Raw genomic sequence first — 19,153 nt, 5'->3', positions numbered from 1 at the left:
CCTAAGGCTCGGCCAACCGCTCCATCAGAGACCGGATCATCGGCGCGGCCGCCAGCTCGGCTTTGTCGCGTGCGTTGAGGTTGGTGTACTGCACCTGTTCGCTCCAGCGCCCCAGTAGACTCCCCTGCACCAGATCGTAACCGGTCAGCTCCAGCTGGGCGGTGTAGAGCGTGTCTCGCTGGCCAAAGTAATCCAAAGGCGCCGCATCGGTTGGCTCGGCCGTCGCAATCACCAGATAGCGCCCCCCGGCCTGCATCAACCCGCTGCGCAGGCGCGCGATATCCGGCTGACGCGCCTGAAGCTCATCGCCGGCACCGGCGACAAACGCCGGGTCAATCACTGTGAGTGCCTCATCGCGCATCGCTTGGTTGAGCAGCTGATCCACTGCACCGGCGAGCGCCGGGTCACCCCGCACGGCAATCACGGCACCGCTCAGGGGAGCATCGGCGACGGGCACTGCTGCTGGCGAAGTGGCTTTGGCCAGTACCGGCGCGGCCGTGAGAGACTTGGACATCGATGCCTTCAACGGCTTTGGTGTACCGATATCGGCAGTGGCGCCAGGGCCGGCGGACTCAGGTATTTGAGGGCCAGAGCCTGGCTCGTCGACGGGCACCGGCAGCCGGTCTTCGGGAGCGGCTGCGCCTGGCTCATTGGCGAAGAGCGCTTGGGACGGCGCGGGCATCGCCGGATCGGCGGCAATGGGCGATGGGTCACCGCCCGCAGTGGTCTCCTGCCGTGCTCCAGGGGCCTCAACGCCTGACGCCTCAGTGTCTGGGGGCTCAATATCTGGGGCCTTGATGTCCGGTGCCTCGGTGTCTGAAACCTCTAGGCTCGGAGCAGAGTCGGCAGTTTCGCCACCAGCCAGCGCCAGTAAGGGAGCGCGCCACCAGTAGGCCGAGGCTCCGGCACCGATCAGCAATAAAACCAGAGCCACCGGCCATAGACGCCTGGAGCGCTCGGGCGCCGGCGCGGCAGAGGCCGGCGCCGCTGTTGAGGCCTGCGCGGCCAGAGGTTCGCCGGCCAGATAGCGCTTTAAATCCGCCGCCAGCTCGTGGCAGGTTTGATAGCGCTCATCCGGGCTCTTCTCAATCATGCGCTGCAAAATCTGCTGCAGGGGCGCATCGACAGTGGGGTTGAGCTCACAGACATCCGGAGCTGGCTTTTCCACCACTTTCAGCATCAGGCCCATGGGGCTGTCATCGTCAAAGGGCTTAACCCCCGCCAGCATTTCAAACAGCACCACGCCCAGGCTGAAGATATCCGAGCGCGAATCCACCGTGCGCCCCTGAAACACCTCTGGGCTCACGTAACCGGTCGTGCCCACGAACTGGCCAGTGGTGGTGAGCTTGTCGCCAATGTCCCGCGCCAGCGCAATGCCAAAGTCGGTAATCTTAAGGGTGCCGGCTGCGTCGACCATCAGGTTGGAGGGTTTAACGTCCCGGTGAATAATTCCCCGGTCGTGAGCGGCGGCCAGTCCCTGCGCGGCCTGGAGTAAGAATCCTGCGGCGGCCCGCGGCGTCAGTGAGCCCTGGGCGCGCACCAGATCCGCTAAGGTTTCACCCTCAATGCATTCCATCACAAAGTACGGCAAACCCTCATGCTCGCCGGTGTAGTAAATGTGAACCACATTGGGATGGTTGAGGGCCGCGACACTCTTGGCCTCGCGGGAAAAACGGCCCACCAGAGACACGTCATCGGCCAGATGCGGCGCCAGGACTTTGATGGCCACATAGCGATTGAGCGAGGGTTCATACCCGCGGTACACCGTACCCATGCCACCGCGCCCGAGCTCGGCTACGACCTCGTAGTGGCCAATGCGCTGGGTTGCCGGGCCCACCGCCGTGTGCGGGCCATCGCTGATAACGGTTTTGTCCTTCTCACTGCTCACACGCGTTTCCCTGTTGCTGCCTAGTCTTTGAGCTTTATACTAAACCATTCTACACACCCGGCAATGAGAATTGCCGGGTAAATAGTGGCGCAGCGGGCGCTGCTGGCCGAAAGCGAGGCGGGTCCGCTTAATAAGCCACTCAATAGAGCGGTCCATGCGACCTGGAACAAGACACCAAGATAAGAAAAATGCCATGACGCAACCCCGGGGACAGTTCTCCAGCAAAATCGGTTTCCTGCTCGCCGCGGCCGGCTCGGCCGTAGGCCTGGGCAACATCTGGGGCTTTCCCACTCAGGCGGCCAGCAACGGTGGTGCGGCCTTTTTACTGGTCTACCTGCTGCTGGCTTTTCTACTCGCCTACCCGGCGCTTATGGCGGAGCTCACCATCGGCCGTTACGCCCGAGCCAATGTCGTCACCGCGCTGGAGGGCTTGTCGAACAGGCCGCTGGCCCGCCGGGCCGGTTTTATCACCGGCCTCTGTGCCCTGGGTGTGGCCGTGGTGATTCTCAGCTTCTACGCCATAGTCGCCGGCTGGATGCTGGCGGAGTTTCTCGCCCCCGCCGCCCGTCAGCTGGGCCAGGCTGGCAGCAGCGAATGGCTCGCGGGAGGCAGCTTTGGCCGCAATGCCTTGATGTGTGCCGGCATGTCGATGCTCACCATTGTCATCATCGCCCAGGGCGTAGAAAAAGGCATTGAGGCCTGGTCCACGCGCTTAATGCCGCTGCTGTTTGCCATTTTGCTGGGGCTGATCGTCTATGTCCTCCTGCAGCCGGGCTCGAAGGCAGGGCTCAGCGCCTACCTTATCCCCGATTTGAGCCGCATCACCGATCCGGCGCTGATTCTTAGCGCCATGGGGCAGGCCTTTTTCTCCCTGTCGCTCGGCGTGGGCACCATGCTGATCTACGGCTCCTATTTACGCGACAGCGATAACCTGCCGCAGATGGGCGCCTCGGTGACGCTGCTCGATACGGGCTTTGCTTTTACCGCCGGTCTGCTGATCCTGCCGGCCATTTACGTGGCCCAGCACCAGGGGGTTACGGTGTATACGCCCGAGGGCGACCTGATTGCCGGACCCGGGCTTATCTTTCAGGTGCTGCCGGCCTTGTTTGCCTCCATGGGCAGCGCCGGTGATTGGCTGGCGCTGGCGTTCTTTGCGCTGATGAGCATCGCCGCGCTGACCTCGGCGATCTCCCTGCTCGAAGTGCCCGTGTCGGTCAGCGTCGAGCGCTGGCAACTTGCACGTCCCTTGGCCGCCTGGCTGTGCGGCGGCGGCATCTTCGCGCTCAGCTTGCTGATCATCTGGCAGTTCGAGACCCTGTTTGAATTGGCCATCACCCTCAGCACCGTCTACGGTCAGCCACTGCTGGGCGTTGCGCTGTGCGTATTCGCAGGCTGGGTTTTACAGCGCAACCATTTGCTTGGCGAGCTGAGCAAGGGCCACCCGGAAATTGAAGCGACCCTTTTCTGGAAAGTCTGGCCCTTTTACGTGCGCCTTATTTGCCCCGCGTTAATCATTCTTACCTTTTTGCAGAGCTTGCGATGAGGCAATTGCACGCAGATCCTTTGAGACTGCAATACATGGCTGAAGTTTAATACTGATATAGGTATTCAACATAGCCATACTCAGTTTGGCCACCGTATGAGGTGCGGTAGCTGCCAAGATATAGCGCTTCATTTTCACCAAACTGAACGAACGACTCACATTGACGGCTGCTAAGCAAGTCACCGGATGCGGGCATCTCCGACCATACCCCCTCGATCCAATACAAGTAGTGAAACTCCCCGCTGCAATAGATCAACCGTTCTCCATTTTCAGAGAGCGCGAGGCGATCAGGTCTTTCTGGCAGATAGTAGTCCTCGTTTCTGATCCATTGGCCATCCACCTTTGTGTGCGTTAGTACCAAAGGAGAATACCAGCTTGAGAGAACAACCTTTTCAGCATTCGCATCAACCTCTACTTGCAGATCAGTGCCATCCACAGCATCTATCTGGTCAACCACCCGGGCACCCAACTCAGCCTCAAGCTGCCAACTTCCATTGATAAACTCGTAGATATGAAGCGCACCAAAACAATAATCAAGCTCACATGTCTGTGGAGGGAAACTATGAGAGACAGCCCCATTATTTTTTTGCAAGGAGGCGTTGCCACCGGATAGATCCTCTGCCGAGGCAACCACAAGTCTTTCGCCGTCGTGGGAGAGTGCGGCATTACCTACGGGAGTGTACGAATCTTGAGGAGGAATATTGCCTCCAAACACCCATTGATCATCAACAAGCTGAAAAGTGACCACTGTATTGGGGTAAGTCATGGTCAACCAGCGACCGTCAGACGAATAACGTGATTGACCGCGAAGTCCCCAATAATCGACCCCGACTAAATCGCCCACAAGAATCGGTGTTTTTTCTTCTTTAGCATCCAAGTCAAAATAACGCACAACAACCGTATCTTCTATTGACGACTCCACATCATCTTTACTACAGGACGCCAAAGGCCCAAGCAGTATCAGCATTTTGCTGTTATCGGCGCTAAAGTGGGCGTTTATCACTGAGTTCTGACCATCGATAGGAATCGAGTGATACAGTACCCACTGATCGTCGGTGTACCTCATTACATCTATGGACATATCGCACTCATCGGCATTGCGCTCGACATAAAATGCAGCAAACTCACCATTTTCGGAGAGTGCGAGAAACTCTTGATTATCACCATAAGAGCTGAACTGACTCACCTTTACCGCCGACAAAGCCGATTGCTCGCGCCATTGGAGATCGCCGTCTGTACAACCGGCGCTATTGCAAGCCTGCACCAGATACTCGTTATTGACAGCATCAAGTAAGAACACCGAAATGGACTTTTCCTGAGACCCCTCGGTAAATTCTTCAATTACCTCGCGATATCCGAAGGCGTCTATCTGTACAATTTTTTCGTGGTTGCGTGGGTCGACTGGCCAGAAACAAACTCGATTTTTCGGTCTTCAGTGTACTGATAACTGTATTGAAAAGCCTCCGGCAACGGGGGTAAAGCGGCAAAGCGAGCTTGCACCGTACATGAGCGCGTTGCCGATTCGACGGTATAGGTAGTGCCTGTCAGCACCCCATCACAACCGGTCACACTCGCCAGCTCGTAGCCCTCATCGGGCAACAGTGAAAATTCCGCCGATTCGCCCTCCAGGACCGTCGCAAAGACCGGCGTAACCCTACCGCCAGAATTGGCATCAACACCAATATCAAAGCGCTGCTCAACAGCAACGCTGGAGCTCGTTGACTGCGAGCTAGAAGACGAAACTACCGAGGACGAACTGGAAATACTTACATCCGAGCTGGCGCTGGAGGAGGAACTGCTTAGATTCTGTGTCGACTCTGGGGTCGAGCTCGAACCAGAGCCGCCGCAAGCTGACAAGATCAAACCGATGGAAGCGGCGCAAGCCGCCGCAAAGCGTCTGGCAACCATACCGAATATCACCCTCTTTAACGAATCCATGAGAGTGAGCAGTATAAATTCCGCGAACTCAAAAAGAACCCGCGGGTACAATTATTAACAAGTTAAGGCCCGGGCAGCCGGGCCTTAACGCCTAAAACGCGTAAGAAAGACTGACATTCACCCCATCATCCAAACCCAGCTGATAACCGTTGTAGTCTTCTTCCACGCGGGTGACCCATTCGGCGCCGAGGCGCAGACCGGCAAACTGGCCGCCGGTGATCACGGTGTTGACACCGATGCCCGCGTCGACAAACTCGCCGCCGTAGTTGGCTTGAATATCCGAGGGGCTGGAGTGATTGTGCGGACCATTGTAGTGACCGCTAATGGCGTCCTGATCGGACCACTCAACACGGGCCGACAGGCTCAGCCAGTCTACTAGTCGCACCGCCGCCCAGGCCGTCGCGCCGTACTTATCACCAAAAGCAAAGCCCGAGTCGTTTTCGTCTTCCAGGCGAATCACTGCATTGGCCTGGGCGCCCCAGCTCATACGCCCGGCAAGGCCGGTGTAGGTGACAGAGGGCGTCAGATCCCAAGTGCCAGAGCCGAGCTGCATTCCGTAATGCACAAAGGTGCCGTCATGGTTTTTCTTGTCCACCTTGCCCGTCGGGGCATTGATGCCAAGGGTGGTAATAAATTGATGGTTTGAGGCAGGCGTCCAGTTGTACAGGGCGCTGATATTGGTATCGCCCCAGCCGGAGGTGCCGTGACTACCGTGGTGGTGCATGTCATGGCCGCCCATATCGTCCATGCCCATCATGCCGTCCATATGGCCGCCATGTCCTCCATGGCCACTCATGCCGGTGCCGGCCATATCCATGTCCATTCGCATGTACATGGGCATCAGCATCAGAGTCAGGTGATCGGTGGGCGCGTACATAATGTCCAGCATGATCATTTCCATGGTCATGCTGGTAGGCATCATACTGTAGCCGGCCATGGCCAGATCATGGGCGCCTACTTCATCCGAGCCGTGGTAGAGGCCGCTATAACTTGAGTAGATGTAGCGGTAGCCGGTCATAACCTCATCCTTGGCGTGGGTGTGATCACTCATCACCCCGGCGGGCGCGTGCGACTCCGGCAAAAAAGTTGATGATTCATGCGCCGCCGCGCCGGTGCTCAGCAGCGCCGCTGCCAAATAGCTGAGCCGCTTTACCGCGTTTTCCATACTCAAACTCCCAGTGTTTTGTGACAAAGTCGGTGATTGTACGCAAGCGTGCGCCGAAAGTGTTGCGACAGATTGTCGCACAAAAATTCCCGGGGCGCGGATCGATGCAAAGTAACCCTATTAGCCTTAATTGCCGTTATACTGAGGACACAAAATCCGCTGATTCTCGCAGGGAGAGACAACGATGCTTTTCACTGGTAAGACCAATTCCAACCGGTTAACACCCTTATTCGCACTGCTTACAGCCCTGGTGCTGCTGGCAGGCTGCACCAGCGGCCCGACCATTCGCAGTGATTACGACCGCTCGGCCGATTTCAGCGCCTACCAAACTTTTGGTTTTGTCGACCCTCTAGGCACGGATAAAAACGGTTACTCCACGCTGGTGACCTCGCACTTTAAAGCCGCCGCGCGTGAAGAAATGGAGGCGCTGGGTTACACCTATTCCGAGTCCAACCCCGACCTTCTGGTGAACTTTTTCTCCAATACCGAAAACCGCACCGATGTCCGCACCACTCCCTCAGTGACGGCCTCCTATGGTTACTACGGCTATCGCTCGGGCCTGTACATGGGCTTTCCGCTCTACGGCTCAGACACCGAAACCCGCCACTATAAAGTCGGCACGCTCAATATCGATGTGGTGGATGCCGCAGAAGAACAGCTGATTTGGGAAGGCATTGCCGAGGGCAAGTTGAGCGAAGAGGCCATGGAAAACCCCCGCGCCGCAATTCACACCGCTGTGCGCCAGATCTTCGAGCGTTATCCCACCCGCGTTAGCGCCGAGGCCAAGTAACCGACGGGCGCCGCCCTGGCGCCCTGACCTTTCCCGCTTTTTTGGATTCAGATCATGATGTTCGCCATTCGCCGCCACTTTACGCTGCTTTGCGCTGCTCTTGGTTTGCTCGCCCTTGCCGCCTGCCAAACCACACCTCCACCCAAAGTGCAGGCGCATTACAATAAGGCCGTTGACTTTAGTCAGTATCAAAGCTTTTCGCTGACCGACACACCTGAACTTTTGCTCTACGATGACGCTACCGCCCGTTACCGCGAGCAATTCGACCGGGCAATCATCGAAGCGCTAGAGAAAAAAGGTTACCAACATGTTGCCAGCGGCGGCGACTTGTTTATCAACTACCGCGCCGAGGTGGACAATCAACTGGAGTCTTTTAGCAACGCCATCCCCATCACCCCGGACCGCTATGGCTACTACCACTCATGGGCATCGCTCTACGGCCCACTGCCACAGGAGCGCGAGGGCGGCAACACCCGCATCACCTACACAGGCGCACTGAATATTGACGTGGTAGACCGCGAAAAAAATCAGGCCATCTGGCAGGGGGTTTACCAGCAAAAGATCACCAGCGATCAGCCCGATGACCGCCAACGGCTGATTGACTCAGCCGTTAAGGATGTATTGTCCAATCTGCCGCGGCGCTAAACCGCAACGCACTCAGGCGCTGCGCCCGGACCGGCTCCAGCCGTAAAACGCCGACACCAGCAGCAGCGCCAGCACGGGCACCAGGCAAGACCACACTTGCAGCGCCCAGCCAAAGCGGTACAACACCCAGCCGGCCGACAAAGACGCCGCCGCCTGAATCGCAAACACGGAAAAATCATTCACCGCCTGCGTTTTAAACCGCTCCGCACCGCGATAGGCCGCTGGCAGTAACGTGGTGCCGGCCAAAAACAGAAAATTCCAACCGATACCCAGCAATACCAGCGCCCACCAGTAGTGAACCACTTCATGCCCCGCCGTGGCGATCAGCAAAACTGCCAAATACAACGCGCAGCCAGCCAGCATTAATTTGCCGGCACCGAAGAGCCGCAATAACACACCGGAAAACAGCGAGGGCATAAACATCGCCAGCAAATGACTCTGGATAACCCACTTGGCCTCGCCCAAGGCGTGACCGTGGAGCACGTGCATACTGATGGGTGTTGACGTCATTAAAAAGCTCATAACGCCGTAGCCAATGGCCGCCGCGGCCACCGCCACCAAAAACACAGGCTGGCACACAATCTCTCCCAGCGGCCTCACGCTGCCACCATCGTCGCCCTGCGTCCCTAACGGATTGCTAAAGCGGCTGTAAACGACCGCAGCGGTGAGTACCAGCCCCGCGAGTATCACAAACGAGCCACTGTAGTTCGCAAACCCCGGCCATTGAAGCCCCCAGACGCCGAGCTCCGGGCCAATCAACGCAGAGACAATGCCACTGAACATAATCAATGAAACCGCAGGACCCGCATCGGCCGGATTGCGCAAGCTCTCAATGGCGGCAAAGCGGAACTGCTGAAAGAACGCCATGCCCACACCCATCAACACTGAACCGAGCAACAAAAAACCAAAGCTCGCCAACTCGGTGGACGCCACGCCCGCCAAGGCTCCGGCAAACGCGCAGGCGATACCGAGAAAGCCGCCAAAGCGGCGTCCCTTGAGGCGCACCACAAAGGCTGCAGGCAATGTCATCAGCGCCGTGCCAATCACCACGCACGCCAGCGGCAAGGTTGCCAAGTTGGGCGTAGGCGCCAGCTCGGCGCCAATCAAACCGCTGACCAATACCATTAAGGGCACAGCGGTCATCACCAATGCCAAGGTAAAAAATAACACCCAGATATTGGCCGGCATAGCGGCGTAAACAGACCACCAATTTCTCATCAACACTCCCTGGACCAGAAAAACTCGACGCCCAATATTAACGCATCCAAGCTGACAAAGAACCGTTTTAGGGCAATAGCTGTTGTAACTCACGCTTTAGAGCTATCCCGTATGTCGACGCCAAACATCAGCCCATAAAGGCCTGCAACGCGATCTGAGAAAATAATCCTGCGCTGGCATAGAACCTGCTGAATACCATCTTGAATACAAGATGGTATTTTTACAGGAGCATAAATGGCTAACACTCTAGGCTGGACCATCGGCGAATGGCAGCGCGCCTATCACACGGATTCACTCAATGCAGCCGATGCACTCCAGGCGCTACGGGGCGCTCTCGATCCTGACGATCCCGCCTGGATTTATATACTCTCCAGCGATGAACTGCAGCAACAGATTGATGAGCTCACCACCGCTGACGAGCAACCTCTTTACGGCATACCCTTTGTACTAAAAGACAATATCGATGCGGCCGGCCTGCCCACCACCGCCGCCTGCCCGACCTTTGCCTACACCGCCAACAAAGATGCGACTCTTGTCGCCCGGCTCAAGGCAGCTGGAGCCATCTTGCTGGCCAAAACAAACCTGGATCAATTTGCCACCGGGCTTGTGGGGACGCGTTCTCCCTACGGCGCCGTCCCCAACAGTTTTAATCCAGAGTACGTGTCCGGCGGCTCGAGCTCGGGGTCGGCGGTGGCCGTTGCGCGCGGTCTGGTGCCTTTTAGCATTGGCACTGACACCGCGGGTTCGGGCCGCGTACCGGCAGGCTTTAACAATATTGTCGGTCTCAAACCCACCAAAGGGCGCTTTAGCATTAACGGCGTGGTACCGGCGTGCAAAAGTCTGGATTGTACCTCGGTGTTTGCCCTGACCGTAGAAGACGCCGAAGCGGTAGCCGGGATTATCGAAGGCTTTGACCCGGCCGACGGCTTCAGCCGCAAGCAACCCTACCCGGCGCGCCTGTTGCCGACCCAACCGCGGTTTGGCATTCCCACCGACCTGCCCTTCTTCGATGATGCAGAGCAAGAAAAAGCCTGGCGCAAAACCCTAAACCAGTTGCAGCAGCAAGGTGTAGAACTGGTGCCGATGGACTTTAGCGCCATGCAAACCCTCGCTCAGCTACTGTATGGCGGACCCTGGGTGGCCGAGCGCCATGCCGCCGTAGGTGAATTTATGCACGAGCACGCCGATAAAATGAACCCGGTCGTGCGCGGCATTATCGACCAGGCGCAAAATTTTAGCGCAACCGACGCCTACCGCGCCGAATACCGACGCGCCGAGCTCGTGCGCAGTATTCAGCAATCAATGGCCACCGTTGACGCTCTGCTGGTACCGACCGCGCCACGCTTGCCCACCATTGCCGAAGTCGAGGCCGATCCAGTCGCGGTCAACAGCCAGTTGGGCACCTGGACCAATTTCGTTAATTTGGCCGACTGCAGCGCCCTGGCACTGCCCGCCGGTATGCGCGACGACGGCCTGCCCTTTGGTATCACTTTGATTGGCGCTGCCTGGCAAGACACCTCGCTCGGGGAATTTGGCAAGCGCTGGCAGCAAAGCCTAAAAGGTACGCGCGGCGCAACTGGCTTGGCACTACCCACTGCGACAACGCCTGACACACCGCCTCAAGGTCACATTCGCCTGGCCGTGGTCGGTGCTCACTTAACCGGCATGCCTCTGAACAGTCAGCTCACCGAGCGTCAGGCGCGCCTGGTGGAGACCACTCACACCAGTGGGGATTACCGCCTGTTCGCGCTGCCCGGAACCACACCACCCAAACCGGGTTTGGTAAAAGCGCAGGATGGCAAACCCATCATTGTCGAACTGTGGGATATGCCCATTGATCAGTTTGGCTCCTTCGTCGCACTCATACCCGCGCCTTTAGGCATTGGCACACTCACGCTGGTCGACGGCCGTCAGGTCAAGGGCTTTATCTGTGAAAGCCTCGCCACAACAGACGCCGAAGACATTACCGAGTTCGGCGGTTGGCGCGCTTACATCAATGCGCGTCGGGCCAGCTAAGCCTTTTTCCATTGCACTGTAAAGAATTCACTAACACGGAGTTTTCAATGTTAACCACCGTTCTTATAGCCAACCGCGGTGAGATTGCCGTTCGTATTGCCCGCACATTAAAAGCCATGGGCATCAAGTCCGTAGCCGTATACTCCGACGCGGACCGCAACAGCGCCCACGTCAGCGCCGCGGACCAAGCCGTCGCCCTGGGCGGGCAAAGCGCTCAAGAAAGCTATCTGGACACCGCCAAAATTCTCAAAGCCGCACAACAAACCGGTGCCCAGGCGATTATTCCGGGCTACGGCTTTCTCTCGGAAAACGCAGACTTTTGCGAGCAGTGCGAGGCGGCCGGCATCGCTTTTTGTGGCCCGACACCCGATCAGATTCGTCAGTTTGGCTTAAAACACACCTCGCGAGACATTGCCGAGCGCGCAGGCGTGCCACTGACTCCCGGCACCGGGCTACTGGATTCATTGGCGCAAGCAAAAACATCGGCCGCCAAAATCGGCTACCCGGTCATGCTAAAAAGCACCGCTGGGGGCGGCGGCATTGGACTGACCCGTTGCGACAGCGAGGCTGAGCTAGAACAAGCCTACGAAAGCGTCAAACGCTTGGGGCAAAATTTTTTTAGTGACAGCGGCGTTTTTTTGGAACGCTTTGTCGACAACGCCCGCCACGTCGAGGTACAAATTTTTGGCGATGGCAAAGGCAAGGTATTGGCTTTAGGCGAGCGCGACTGCTCGCTGCAAAGGCGTAACCAAAAGGTGGTAGAAGAGACCCCCGCACCCAACTTACCCGCCGACACCCGCGAACGCTTGCTGGCCGCCTCAGTCAGTCTTGGCGAAGCCGTGCAATACCGCTCGGCAGGCACAGTGGAATACATTTACGATCCAGCGCGCGACGATTTTTACTTTTTAGAGGTCAACACCCGTCTGCAAGTGGAGCATCCCATTACCGAAGCCTGCACCGGCGTGGACCTGGTCGAGTGGATGATTCTCACCGCCGCCGGTCAGGCACCGGACTTAAGCCAAGCCATTGAACCCAGTGGCGCCGCCATTGAAGTGCGGGTCTACGCCGAAGATGCCGTGCGGGATTTCCAACCCTCCCCAGGCACCCTGACCGATGTGCACTTCCCCGATTGGGCTCGGGTGGACACCTGGGTCGATACCGGCACCGAGGTATCACCTCACTACGACCCGATGATTGCCAAAATCATCGTCAAAGGAAACGACCGTGCCGATGCCATTGCTAAGTTAAGCGCGGCCTTAGGTGAAACCCGCATCGCCGGCATTGCCACAAACATCGATTACCTCCGCCAGATTGTCGCATCCGATTTCTTTGCCAAGGCCGATGTGGCCACCAATAAGCTTGCCAGCTTCGCCTATCGAGCGCCGGTGATCGAGGTGATGCAACCGGGCACCTACACCAGCGTGCAGGATTACCCGGGGCGCGCTGGCTACTGGAGCATTGGCGTACCGCCCTCGGGCCCCATGGATGATTACGCGTTTCGCTTGGCCAACCGGATTGTCGGCAACCACGACAGTGCCGCAGGAATAGAGTGCACCATTGTCGGCCCAACGTTAAAGTTTCACACCGACACGGTAATTGCCCTCACAGGCGGCGGCGTGCTGGCTGAGCTCGATGGCGAACCACTCGCGCAGTGGCAACCGGTAAACGTGAAGGCAGGGCAAACCCTAAAAACCGGAAAAACCACCAGTGGCTGCCGGCTCTACATCGCTGTGCGCGGCGGCATTGATGTCCCCGAATACCTGGGAAGTCGCTCGACATTTGCCCTGGGTCAGTTTGGCGGCCATGCCGGTCGCGTGCTACGCGGTGCCGACATGCTGCGGATTTCAGACCCAAGCCTGCCCGCCTGCACTACGGCCGCCCCCACGCACCCACCCTCGCCCTGCCCGGCGGAGCTCATTCCCGCCTACGCGCAACAGACCGATGACGGCCCCCGAGAGTGGGAAATCGGCGTTATCTATGGCCCCCATGGTGCACCCGACTTCTTTACCCAGGAATCGATTGACACTTTCTTTGATACTGCCTGGGAGGTGCACTACAACTCTAACCGCCTGGGCATTCGCTTAAACGGTCCTAAACCCAGTTGGACCCGCAGCGACGGCGGCGAAGCCGGCCTGCACCCATCCAACATTCACGACACCGAGTACGCGGTGGGATCGATTAATTTTACCGGCGACATGCCCGTTATCCTCACCAAAGACGGCCCCAGCCTGGGCGGCTTTGTCTGCCCGGTAACCATCGTAAAAGCCGAACTGTGGAAAGTCGGCCAGGTAAAACCCGGCGATAAACTGCGCTTTAAAGCCTTAAGCTTTGATTCTGCATTGGCCCTGGAACATGCCCAGGACAAATCAATTGAGCAATTGGCAGCACCAGCGCCTGCCACTGATTTTCCCATTCACGCCCCCGATCACGATTTGTCCGCCTGTATTCTCGCGTCTCTGCCCGAAGCGGAGGGGCGCCCCGAAGTGGTATACCGCCAGGCTGGCGACAAATACCTTCTGATGGAATACGGCCCTCTGGTGATGGACCTGCGCTTTCGTCTGCGCGTGCACGCCATGATGGAAGCGTTAAAAGCCGAGCCCATTGACGGCATCATTGAGCTGTCTCCCGGCGTGCGCTCGCTTCAGGTCAATTACGACAGCCGCGTACTGCACCAACGCGATCTGGTAGAGCAGCTGCTGGCCATTGAGCACCGCTTACCCCCGGTCGATCAGATGCGCGTTCCCAGCCGGGTTATTCATTTACCCATGGCGTTTGAAGACTCCGCCACCTTAGAGGCCGTGACTAAGTACCGTCAGTCGGTGCGCGACACGGCTCCCTGGCTACCCAGCAACACCGAGTTTATGCGGCGCATTAACGGCTTGGACTCAATCGCCGAGGTGCGCGAGATACTGTTTAACGCCAGTTACATGATTTTGGGCCTGGGGGATGTTTACCTGAGCGCGCCCTGCGCTGTACCCATTGACCCGCGCCACCGACTACTGACCTCCAAATACAACCCCGCGCGCACTTACACCGCCGAAGGCACCGTCGGCATTGGTGGAGTGTATATGTGCATCTACGGCATGGACTCACCCGGCGGTTATCAGCTGGTGGGACGCACCTTGCCCATTTGGAACAAACACTTAAAACACCCCATGTTCCAAAACGGCCAACCGTGGTTTTTGCGCTTCTTTGACCAAATTCGGTACTACCCGGTCAGCGAAGACAAGCTGACCCAAATGCGTGAAGCCTTCCGCGAGGGACGACTGAATATCGAGATCGAAGACACGTGGTTTGACATCGCTGAGCACGAGCAATTTTTGCGAGATAACGCCGCCAGCATTGAAGAGTTCCAGGCGAAGCAACAAACAGCGTTTGATCAAGAAGTGGCGCTGTGGAAAAACGATGAAGCCAAACAAGTCGAAGCGGCCTTAAACGCCTCAGCCGCGCCGGCCCCGGATGATATCGATGGCCATGCGATAACCGCGGATATCAGCGGCAACATCTGGAAGCTATTGGTCGAGCCTGGGCAAGAGGTCGAGCAGGACCAACCACTGTTGATTGTGGAGGCAATGAAAATGGAGTTTTCCGTCGCAGCGGATCGCAAAGCGAAGATCAGCGCCGTGCATTGCACGGCCGGAAAGCCGGTCAATGCCGGTGACATTCTTATGGTACTGGAGCCTCTCTGACCCCAATTGAAGCACTGCACCGGGGTGCGCATCAATTGGGTGCAACCCCGCTATAGGCCCCTGCTGACAACCACTAACGCCCAGGAAAAACTTTAAACGTATGAACCACTTAGCGACTTACACGGCACTTTTCAATCCTTGGCACAGAACCTGCTCAAGACATCTTGCATACATGATGATATTCAAGACGAGCAATTTGTGAGCACCGCAACCGATCGACAGAGCGTTTCAGATCGCATCTACCAGGCCTTGAAACAAGACATTTTTGACTTTGTTTTACTGCCCGGAGACAGGTTTACAGAAAATGAAGTTGCGGAGCGTTTGCAGGCGAGCAGAACCCCCGTACGCGAGGCGCTCTCTCGCCTGCAGCGCGAAGGGTTTGTTGAGGTTTTGTTCAGGGCTGGCTGGCAGGTCAAACCTTTTGACTTTCACAAGTTTGATCAGCTCTATGAGCTTAGAATTATTTTAGAGCAGGCAGCGGTGCGAAAGCTGTGTGAGATGCAGGTTCAATCCGGGCTGGAGAGTTTAAAAGATTTCTGGCTGGTTTCAGCCAAAGATCGCCTGACCGACGGAGCGAAGGTGAGATTAATGGACGAGACGTTTCACTGCGACTTGATCAAGGCAAGCGGCAATGGGGAAATGGTGGATGTTCATCAAAACATCACTGAAAGACTGCGAATCATTCGGCAAATTGACTTCACCAAAGCTGTCCGGATCGAAGCGACTTACCAAGAACACGCCAAAATCCTTCGAAGCATTATAAAACGACGCACCGACGAGGCTCAAAGGCTGATCAAAACCCACATTGAAGAAAGTCAGGCTGAGGTTCGCAAAATCACAATACACATGCTTCATGAAGCCAGGGGCATTCCAAAAACATCCATAAATTAACGAAGAAATTCAGGGAGCAGTAAGACAGTAGGCCGTTCGGACAGTTTAACCATCGACGCAGTACCGTTAAGCAGTACCGTTAAGCAGTACCGTTAAAACGTTCCGGGAAACGCTAGGAGGTAAAAGTCGAGTCGATCCACTTTTCCCTTTAACAGTGAGTCAAGGGTGCGTTTTCTCAAAATGGGTTGCTCAACAGTTGTCCGCGCGGCCGACTAAAAACAAGGACTCTTTAAGACAATGATTCGTCAGCATAAAGGCAGTCATACCTTCAAACCAACGGAGACTAAACCATGAAGCTAAAATCCATCGCAAAAAAAATAGGGGTACTGGGCTCTGCCTGTACACTGGCTTTGGCCAGTCTAACGGCATCCGCGCAAGAAGAAGACACCATTAAAGTGGGCGTTCTGCACTCGCTTTCCGGCACCATGGCCATTTCAGAGACCACTTTGAAAGACACCATGCTCATGCTGATTGAAGAGCAAAACAAAAAAGGTGGCTTGTTGGGCAAGAAATTGGAGCCCGTTGTGGTCGACCCGGCCTCCAATTGGCCGCTGTTTGCTGAAAAAACCCGCGAGCTGCTGTCGCAAGAAAAAGTAGACGCCATTTTCGGTTGCTGGACCTCGGTATCGCGCAAATCCGTACTGCCAGTGGTGGAAGAGCTGAACGGTCTGTTGTTCTACCCCGTACAGTACGAGGGTGAAGAATCCTCGCGCAATGTGTTCTACACCGGTGCGGCACCCAACCAGCAGGCGATTCCCGCCGTTGATTACCTGATGAACGAAATGGACGTCAAGCGCTGGGTACTCGCCGGTACCGACTACGTCTATCCGCGCACCACCAACAAGATTCTTGAGGCCTACCTCAAATCCAAAGGCGTTGCCGAAGCGGACATCATGATCAACTACACGCCTTTCGGTCACTCCGATTGGCAGAACATCGTTGCCGACATCAAGCGCTTTGGTAGCCAAGGCAAGAAAACTGCCGTGGTCTCCACCATCAACGGCGACGCCAACGTGCCGTTCTACCGCGAGCTGGGCAACCAGGGCCTGTCGGCTGAAGACATTCCAGTGGTCGCTTTCTCCGTGGGTGAAGAAGAGCTCTCGGGCATAGACACCAAACCGCTGGTGGGTCACATGGCCGCCTGGAACTACTTCATGAGCGTCGACACCGATGTGAACAGCGCCTTTATCGACAAGTGGCTGGAGTTTATCGGCGACGAGAAGCGCGTCACCAACGATCCGATGGAAGCGCATTACATCGGCTTCAACATGTGGGTCAAAGCGGTTGAGAAAGCCGGCACCACCGACGCCGACGCCGTGATCGATGCCATTGTTGGCGTTAAGGTCCCCAACCTGACCGGTGGCACCAGCGAAATGCTGCCCAACCACCACATCACCAAGCCGGTACTGATTGGTGAAATTCAGGAAGACGGTCAGTTCCTCACCGTTTGGGAAACCGATGGCCTGGTCCCCGGCGACGCCTGGTCTGACTACCTGGAAGGCTCCAAAGACCTTAAGTCTGACTGGCCCGGTCTGAAGTGCGGTAACTACAACACCAAAACCAAAAAATGCGTTGGCGCAACCGAGTAAGCATCGGCCGCGACCACTGCAGCTAAGGGGTGGCTTACGCCACCCCTTGTTTTCCAAGCGTGGAAAACACCCAACCCTCAAACCATGATAGTGACGACGACCATGGAACGATTACAAGTATTGATGCGCCTGTGCTCAGCACTGGCCATAGCAACGCTTGTGGCATTGAGCACGCCAGTGCTCGCCCAAAGCGAACCCGCCAGCGCCACCTTTGAGCAGCTGGTGAACGAAGTGGCTCAGGGCAGCCTGAGCAAACGCGTGGATACCGTAGCGGCCATTGCCGCGCTCAAGCATGAGCGCAGCGCCGACATTCTGCAGGCCCTGCAGGACGGCAACCTCAAAGTCACCCGCGACGACAGCGAACGCGTAGTGATTGAAACCGCCGACAACCAGATTCTCGACGCCCAAACCAGCGAGCCCATCACCGGCACCGATCTCGGACGCCTCAAGCGCATTCCCATTCACAACAAATTGCGCAGTCAGCTACACACCCTGCTGGCACAACTGAACCTGAGCCACCCGAATGACGAGGTGCGCCTCAGCGCCGTCACCCGGCTGATTACCGACGGTGGCGACGAGCAAACCGCCACCTTGCTGAACGAGCTAAAAAGCGATGAGCAAAATAGCCGGGTGCGCGAGGCCATGGACACCGCCATCGCCCTCTACCAACTAGAAAGCGAAAATGCCACGGAGCGGCTGGCCGCCGTCAAGCAGTTGCGTGGCTCGCTGATTCCCGAAGTGCGCGGCCCCCTGCAGGAGCGGGCCGACTACGATTCGGATAAAGACGTACGCATCGAGGCCCAGCGCGCGCTGGACTCCATTGAAGGCCGGCTGAAAATGTTTCGCCTGGGCGAAAACGTCTTTTTTGGCCTGAGTCTGGGCTCGGTGTTTTTGCTCTCGGCCATTGGCCTTGCCATTACCTTTGGGGTCATGGGCGTGATCAACATGGCCCACGGCGAGCTGATGATGATTGGCGCCTACACCACTTGGGTGATACAGCAAGTGTTTCCCAACCAGATTGAATACAGTTTGTTTATGGCCATACCCGCCGCCTTTGTCGTCGCTGGTTTGGTGGGCATTGCCATTGAGCGCGGTGTGATTCAGTTTCTCTACGGGCGGCCGCTGGAAACCCTGCTGGCGACCTTTGGTATCAGCCTGATTTTGCAGCAGGCGGCGCGCAGCATTTTCTCGCCGCTGAACCGCGCGGTAAGCTTGCCGGAGTGGATGAGCGGCTCGCTGCAAATCAACCCGGCCTTTTCCATTACCTTTAACCGCCTGTACATCCTGCTGTTTGGCCTGATGGTGTTTTTTGCCCTGCTGGCCATTCTCAAGAAAACCTCGCTCGGCCTTAAGGTGCGCGCCGTATCGCAAAACCGCCCCATGGCACGCGCCGTGGGTGTGCGCGCCAGCTGGGTAGACGCCCTCACCTTTGGCCTGGGCTCGGGCATTGCCGGCATTGCCGGGGTGGCGCTGTCGCAGTTGACCAACGTTGGCCCCAACCTGGGTCAGGCCTACATCATCGACTCGTTTATGGTGGTGGTCTTTGGCGGTGTGGGCAACCTCTGGGGCACGCTGGTCGGCGCCATGGGCCTCGGTATCGTCAATAAATTTCTCGAGCCTTACGCCGGCGCGGTTCTGGCCAAGGTGCTGATTCTCGTGTTGCTGATTCTGTTTATTCAGAAAAAACCCAAGGGCCTCTTCCCGCAGAAAGGCCGGGCGGCGGCAGACTAGTGTTTTGCGTGTCGCCCGCTCAATCCTGATGCCGCTGCGCGAAGCGTCTA

The 19,153-nt window shown here is 57.1% G+C and carries 13 protein-coding genes; 8 read left to right on the top strand and 5 right to left on the bottom strand.

The features are described from left to right. Position 1: 1 nt before the first annotated feature. Entirely contained in the window at positions 2 to 1,888 is a 1,887-nt protein-coding gene (locus tag QWI16_RS16485) for a serine/threonine protein kinase (protein ID WP_302714795.1), read from the bottom strand. Between the two features lie 193 nt (positions 1,889 to 2,081). On the opposite strand from QWI16_RS16485, the gene QWI16_RS16480 reads away from it, so the two are divergent. Next, the gene (locus tag QWI16_RS16480; protein WP_302714794.1) at positions 2,082 to 3,431 is read left to right on the top strand and encodes a sodium-dependent transporter; all 1,350 of its coding nucleotides are present in this window, start codon (positions 2,082 to 2,084) and stop codon (positions 3,429 to 3,431) included. Positions 3,432 to 3,477: 46 nt separating this feature from the next. Here QWI16_RS16480 and QWI16_RS16475 read toward each other — a convergent pair whose 3' ends face one another. From QWI16_RS16475 to QWI16_RS16465, 3 genes are all read right to left on the bottom strand, one after another. After that, positions 3,478 to 4,731 (bottom strand): hypothetical protein, encoded by a 1,254-nt coding sequence (locus tag QWI16_RS16475; RefSeq protein ID WP_302714792.1) that lies wholly within the window; start codon positions 4,729 to 4,731, stop codon positions 3,478 to 3,480. A 65-nt stretch (positions 4,732 to 4,796) separates the two neighbouring features. After that, entirely contained in the window at positions 4,797 to 5,339 is a 543-nt protein-coding gene (locus QWI16_RS16470; protein ID WP_302714788.1) for an InlB B-repeat-containing protein, read from the bottom strand. A 121-nt stretch (positions 5,340 to 5,460) separates the two neighbouring features. After that, entirely contained in the window at positions 5,461 to 6,534 is a 1,074-nt protein-coding gene (locus tag QWI16_RS16465) for a transporter family protein (RefSeq protein ID WP_302714785.1), read from the bottom strand. Positions 6,535 to 6,718: 184 nt separating this feature from the next. On the opposite strand from QWI16_RS16465, the gene QWI16_RS16460 reads away from it, so the two are divergent. Both QWI16_RS16460 and QWI16_RS16455 read left to right on the top strand, forming a co-directional pair. Beyond that, positions 6,719 to 7,324, top strand: a complete 606-nt coding sequence (locus QWI16_RS16460; RefSeq protein WP_302714783.1) for a DUF4136 domain-containing protein — start codon at positions 6,719 to 6,721, stop codon at positions 7,322 to 7,324. A 54-nt stretch (positions 7,325 to 7,378) separates the two neighbouring features. Further along, positions 7,379 to 7,969, top strand: a complete 591-nt coding sequence (locus QWI16_RS16455; protein ID WP_302714782.1) for a DUF4136 domain-containing protein — start codon at positions 7,379 to 7,381, stop codon at positions 7,967 to 7,969. Positions 7,970 to 7,981: 12 nt separating this feature from the next. Here QWI16_RS16455 and QWI16_RS16450 read toward each other — a convergent pair whose 3' ends face one another. After that, the gene (locus QWI16_RS16450) at positions 7,982 to 9,187 is read right to left on the bottom strand and encodes an MFS transporter (protein WP_302714780.1); all 1,206 of its coding nucleotides are present in this window, start codon (positions 9,185 to 9,187) and stop codon (positions 7,982 to 7,984) included. A 234-nt stretch (positions 9,188 to 9,421) separates the two neighbouring features. Between QWI16_RS16450 and atzF the strand changes: the two genes are divergently transcribed. The 5 genes from atzF (at position 9,422) to urtB (ending at position 19,103) form a co-directional block, all read left to right on the top strand. Further along, on the top strand, positions 9,422 to 11,203 hold the full coding sequence (atzF, locus tag QWI16_RS16445) for an allophanate hydrolase (protein ID WP_302714777.1): 1,782 nt from the start codon (positions 9,422 to 9,424) through the stop codon (positions 11,201 to 11,203). 47 nt (positions 11,204 to 11,250) lie between these two features. Then, positions 11,251 to 14,892 (top strand): urea carboxylase, encoded by a 3,642-nt coding sequence (gene uca / locus QWI16_RS16440; RefSeq protein ID WP_302714775.1) that lies wholly within the window; start codon positions 11,251 to 11,253, stop codon positions 14,890 to 14,892. Positions 14,893 to 15,090: 198 nt separating this feature from the next. Continuing rightward, the gene (locus QWI16_RS16435) at positions 15,091 to 15,783 is read left to right on the top strand and encodes a GntR family transcriptional regulator (protein WP_302714774.1); all 693 of its coding nucleotides are present in this window, start codon (positions 15,091 to 15,093) and stop codon (positions 15,781 to 15,783) included. Positions 15,784 to 16,073: 290 nt separating this feature from the next. Continuing rightward, positions 16,074 to 17,372 (top strand): urea ABC transporter substrate-binding protein, encoded by a 1,299-nt coding sequence (gene urtA / locus QWI16_RS16430; RefSeq protein WP_302714773.1) that lies wholly within the window; start codon positions 16,074 to 16,076, stop codon positions 17,370 to 17,372. 102 nt (positions 17,373 to 17,474) lie between these two features. After that, positions 17,475 to 19,103: an urea ABC transporter permease subunit UrtB gene (gene urtB, locus QWI16_RS16425; RefSeq protein ID WP_302714772.1), complete on the top strand. Its 1,629-nt coding sequence runs from the start codon at positions 17,475 to 17,477 to the stop codon at positions 19,101 to 19,103. Positions 19,104 to 19,153 lie beyond the last annotated feature (50 nt).

Origin of the sequence: Gilvimarinus algae (assembly GCF_030518215.1) — a bacterium.
Classification (GTDB): Bacteria; Pseudomonadota; Gammaproteobacteria; order Pseudomonadales; family Cellvibrionaceae; genus Gilvimarinus; species Gilvimarinus algae.
This window is presented reverse-complemented; position numbering and strand designations above follow the sequence as displayed.

Bases quoted from the DNA above. Each gene is read 5' to 3' on its own strand.
- QWI16_RS16470 (WP_302714788.1), bottom strand. From the start codon at position 5,339: ATGGTTGCCAGACGCTTTGCGGCGGCTTGCGCCGCTTCCATCGGTTTG.
- atzF (WP_302714777.1), top strand. From the start codon at position 9,422: ATGGCTAACACTCTAGGCTGGACCATCGGCGAATGGCAGCGCGCCTAT.
- QWI16_RS16455 (WP_302714782.1), top strand. From the start codon at position 7,379: ATGATGTTCGCCATTCGCCGCCACTTTACGCTGCTTTGCGCTGCTCTT.
- uca (WP_302714775.1), top strand. From the start codon at position 11,251: ATGTTAACCACCGTTCTTATAGCCAACCGCGGTGAGATTGCCGTTCGT.
- QWI16_RS16460 (WP_302714783.1), top strand. From the start codon at position 6,719: ATGCTTTTCACTGGTAAGACCAATTCCAACCGGTTAACACCCTTATTC.
- urtB (WP_302714772.1), top strand. From the start codon at position 17,475: ATGGAACGATTACAAGTATTGATGCGCCTGTGCTCAGCACTGGCCATA.
- QWI16_RS16465 (WP_302714785.1), bottom strand. From the start codon at position 6,534: ATGGAAAACGCGGTAAAGCGGCTCAGCTATTTGGCAGCGGCGCTGCTG.
- urtA (WP_302714773.1), top strand. From the start codon at position 16,074: ATGAAGCTAAAATCCATCGCAAAAAAAATAGGGGTACTGGGCTCTGCC.
- QWI16_RS16450 (WP_302714780.1), bottom strand. From the start codon at position 9,187: ATGAGAAATTGGTGGTCTGTTTACGCCGCTATGCCGGCCAATATCTGG.
- QWI16_RS16480 (WP_302714794.1), top strand. From the start codon at position 2,082: ATGACGCAACCCCGGGGACAGTTCTCCAGCAAAATCGGTTTCCTGCTC.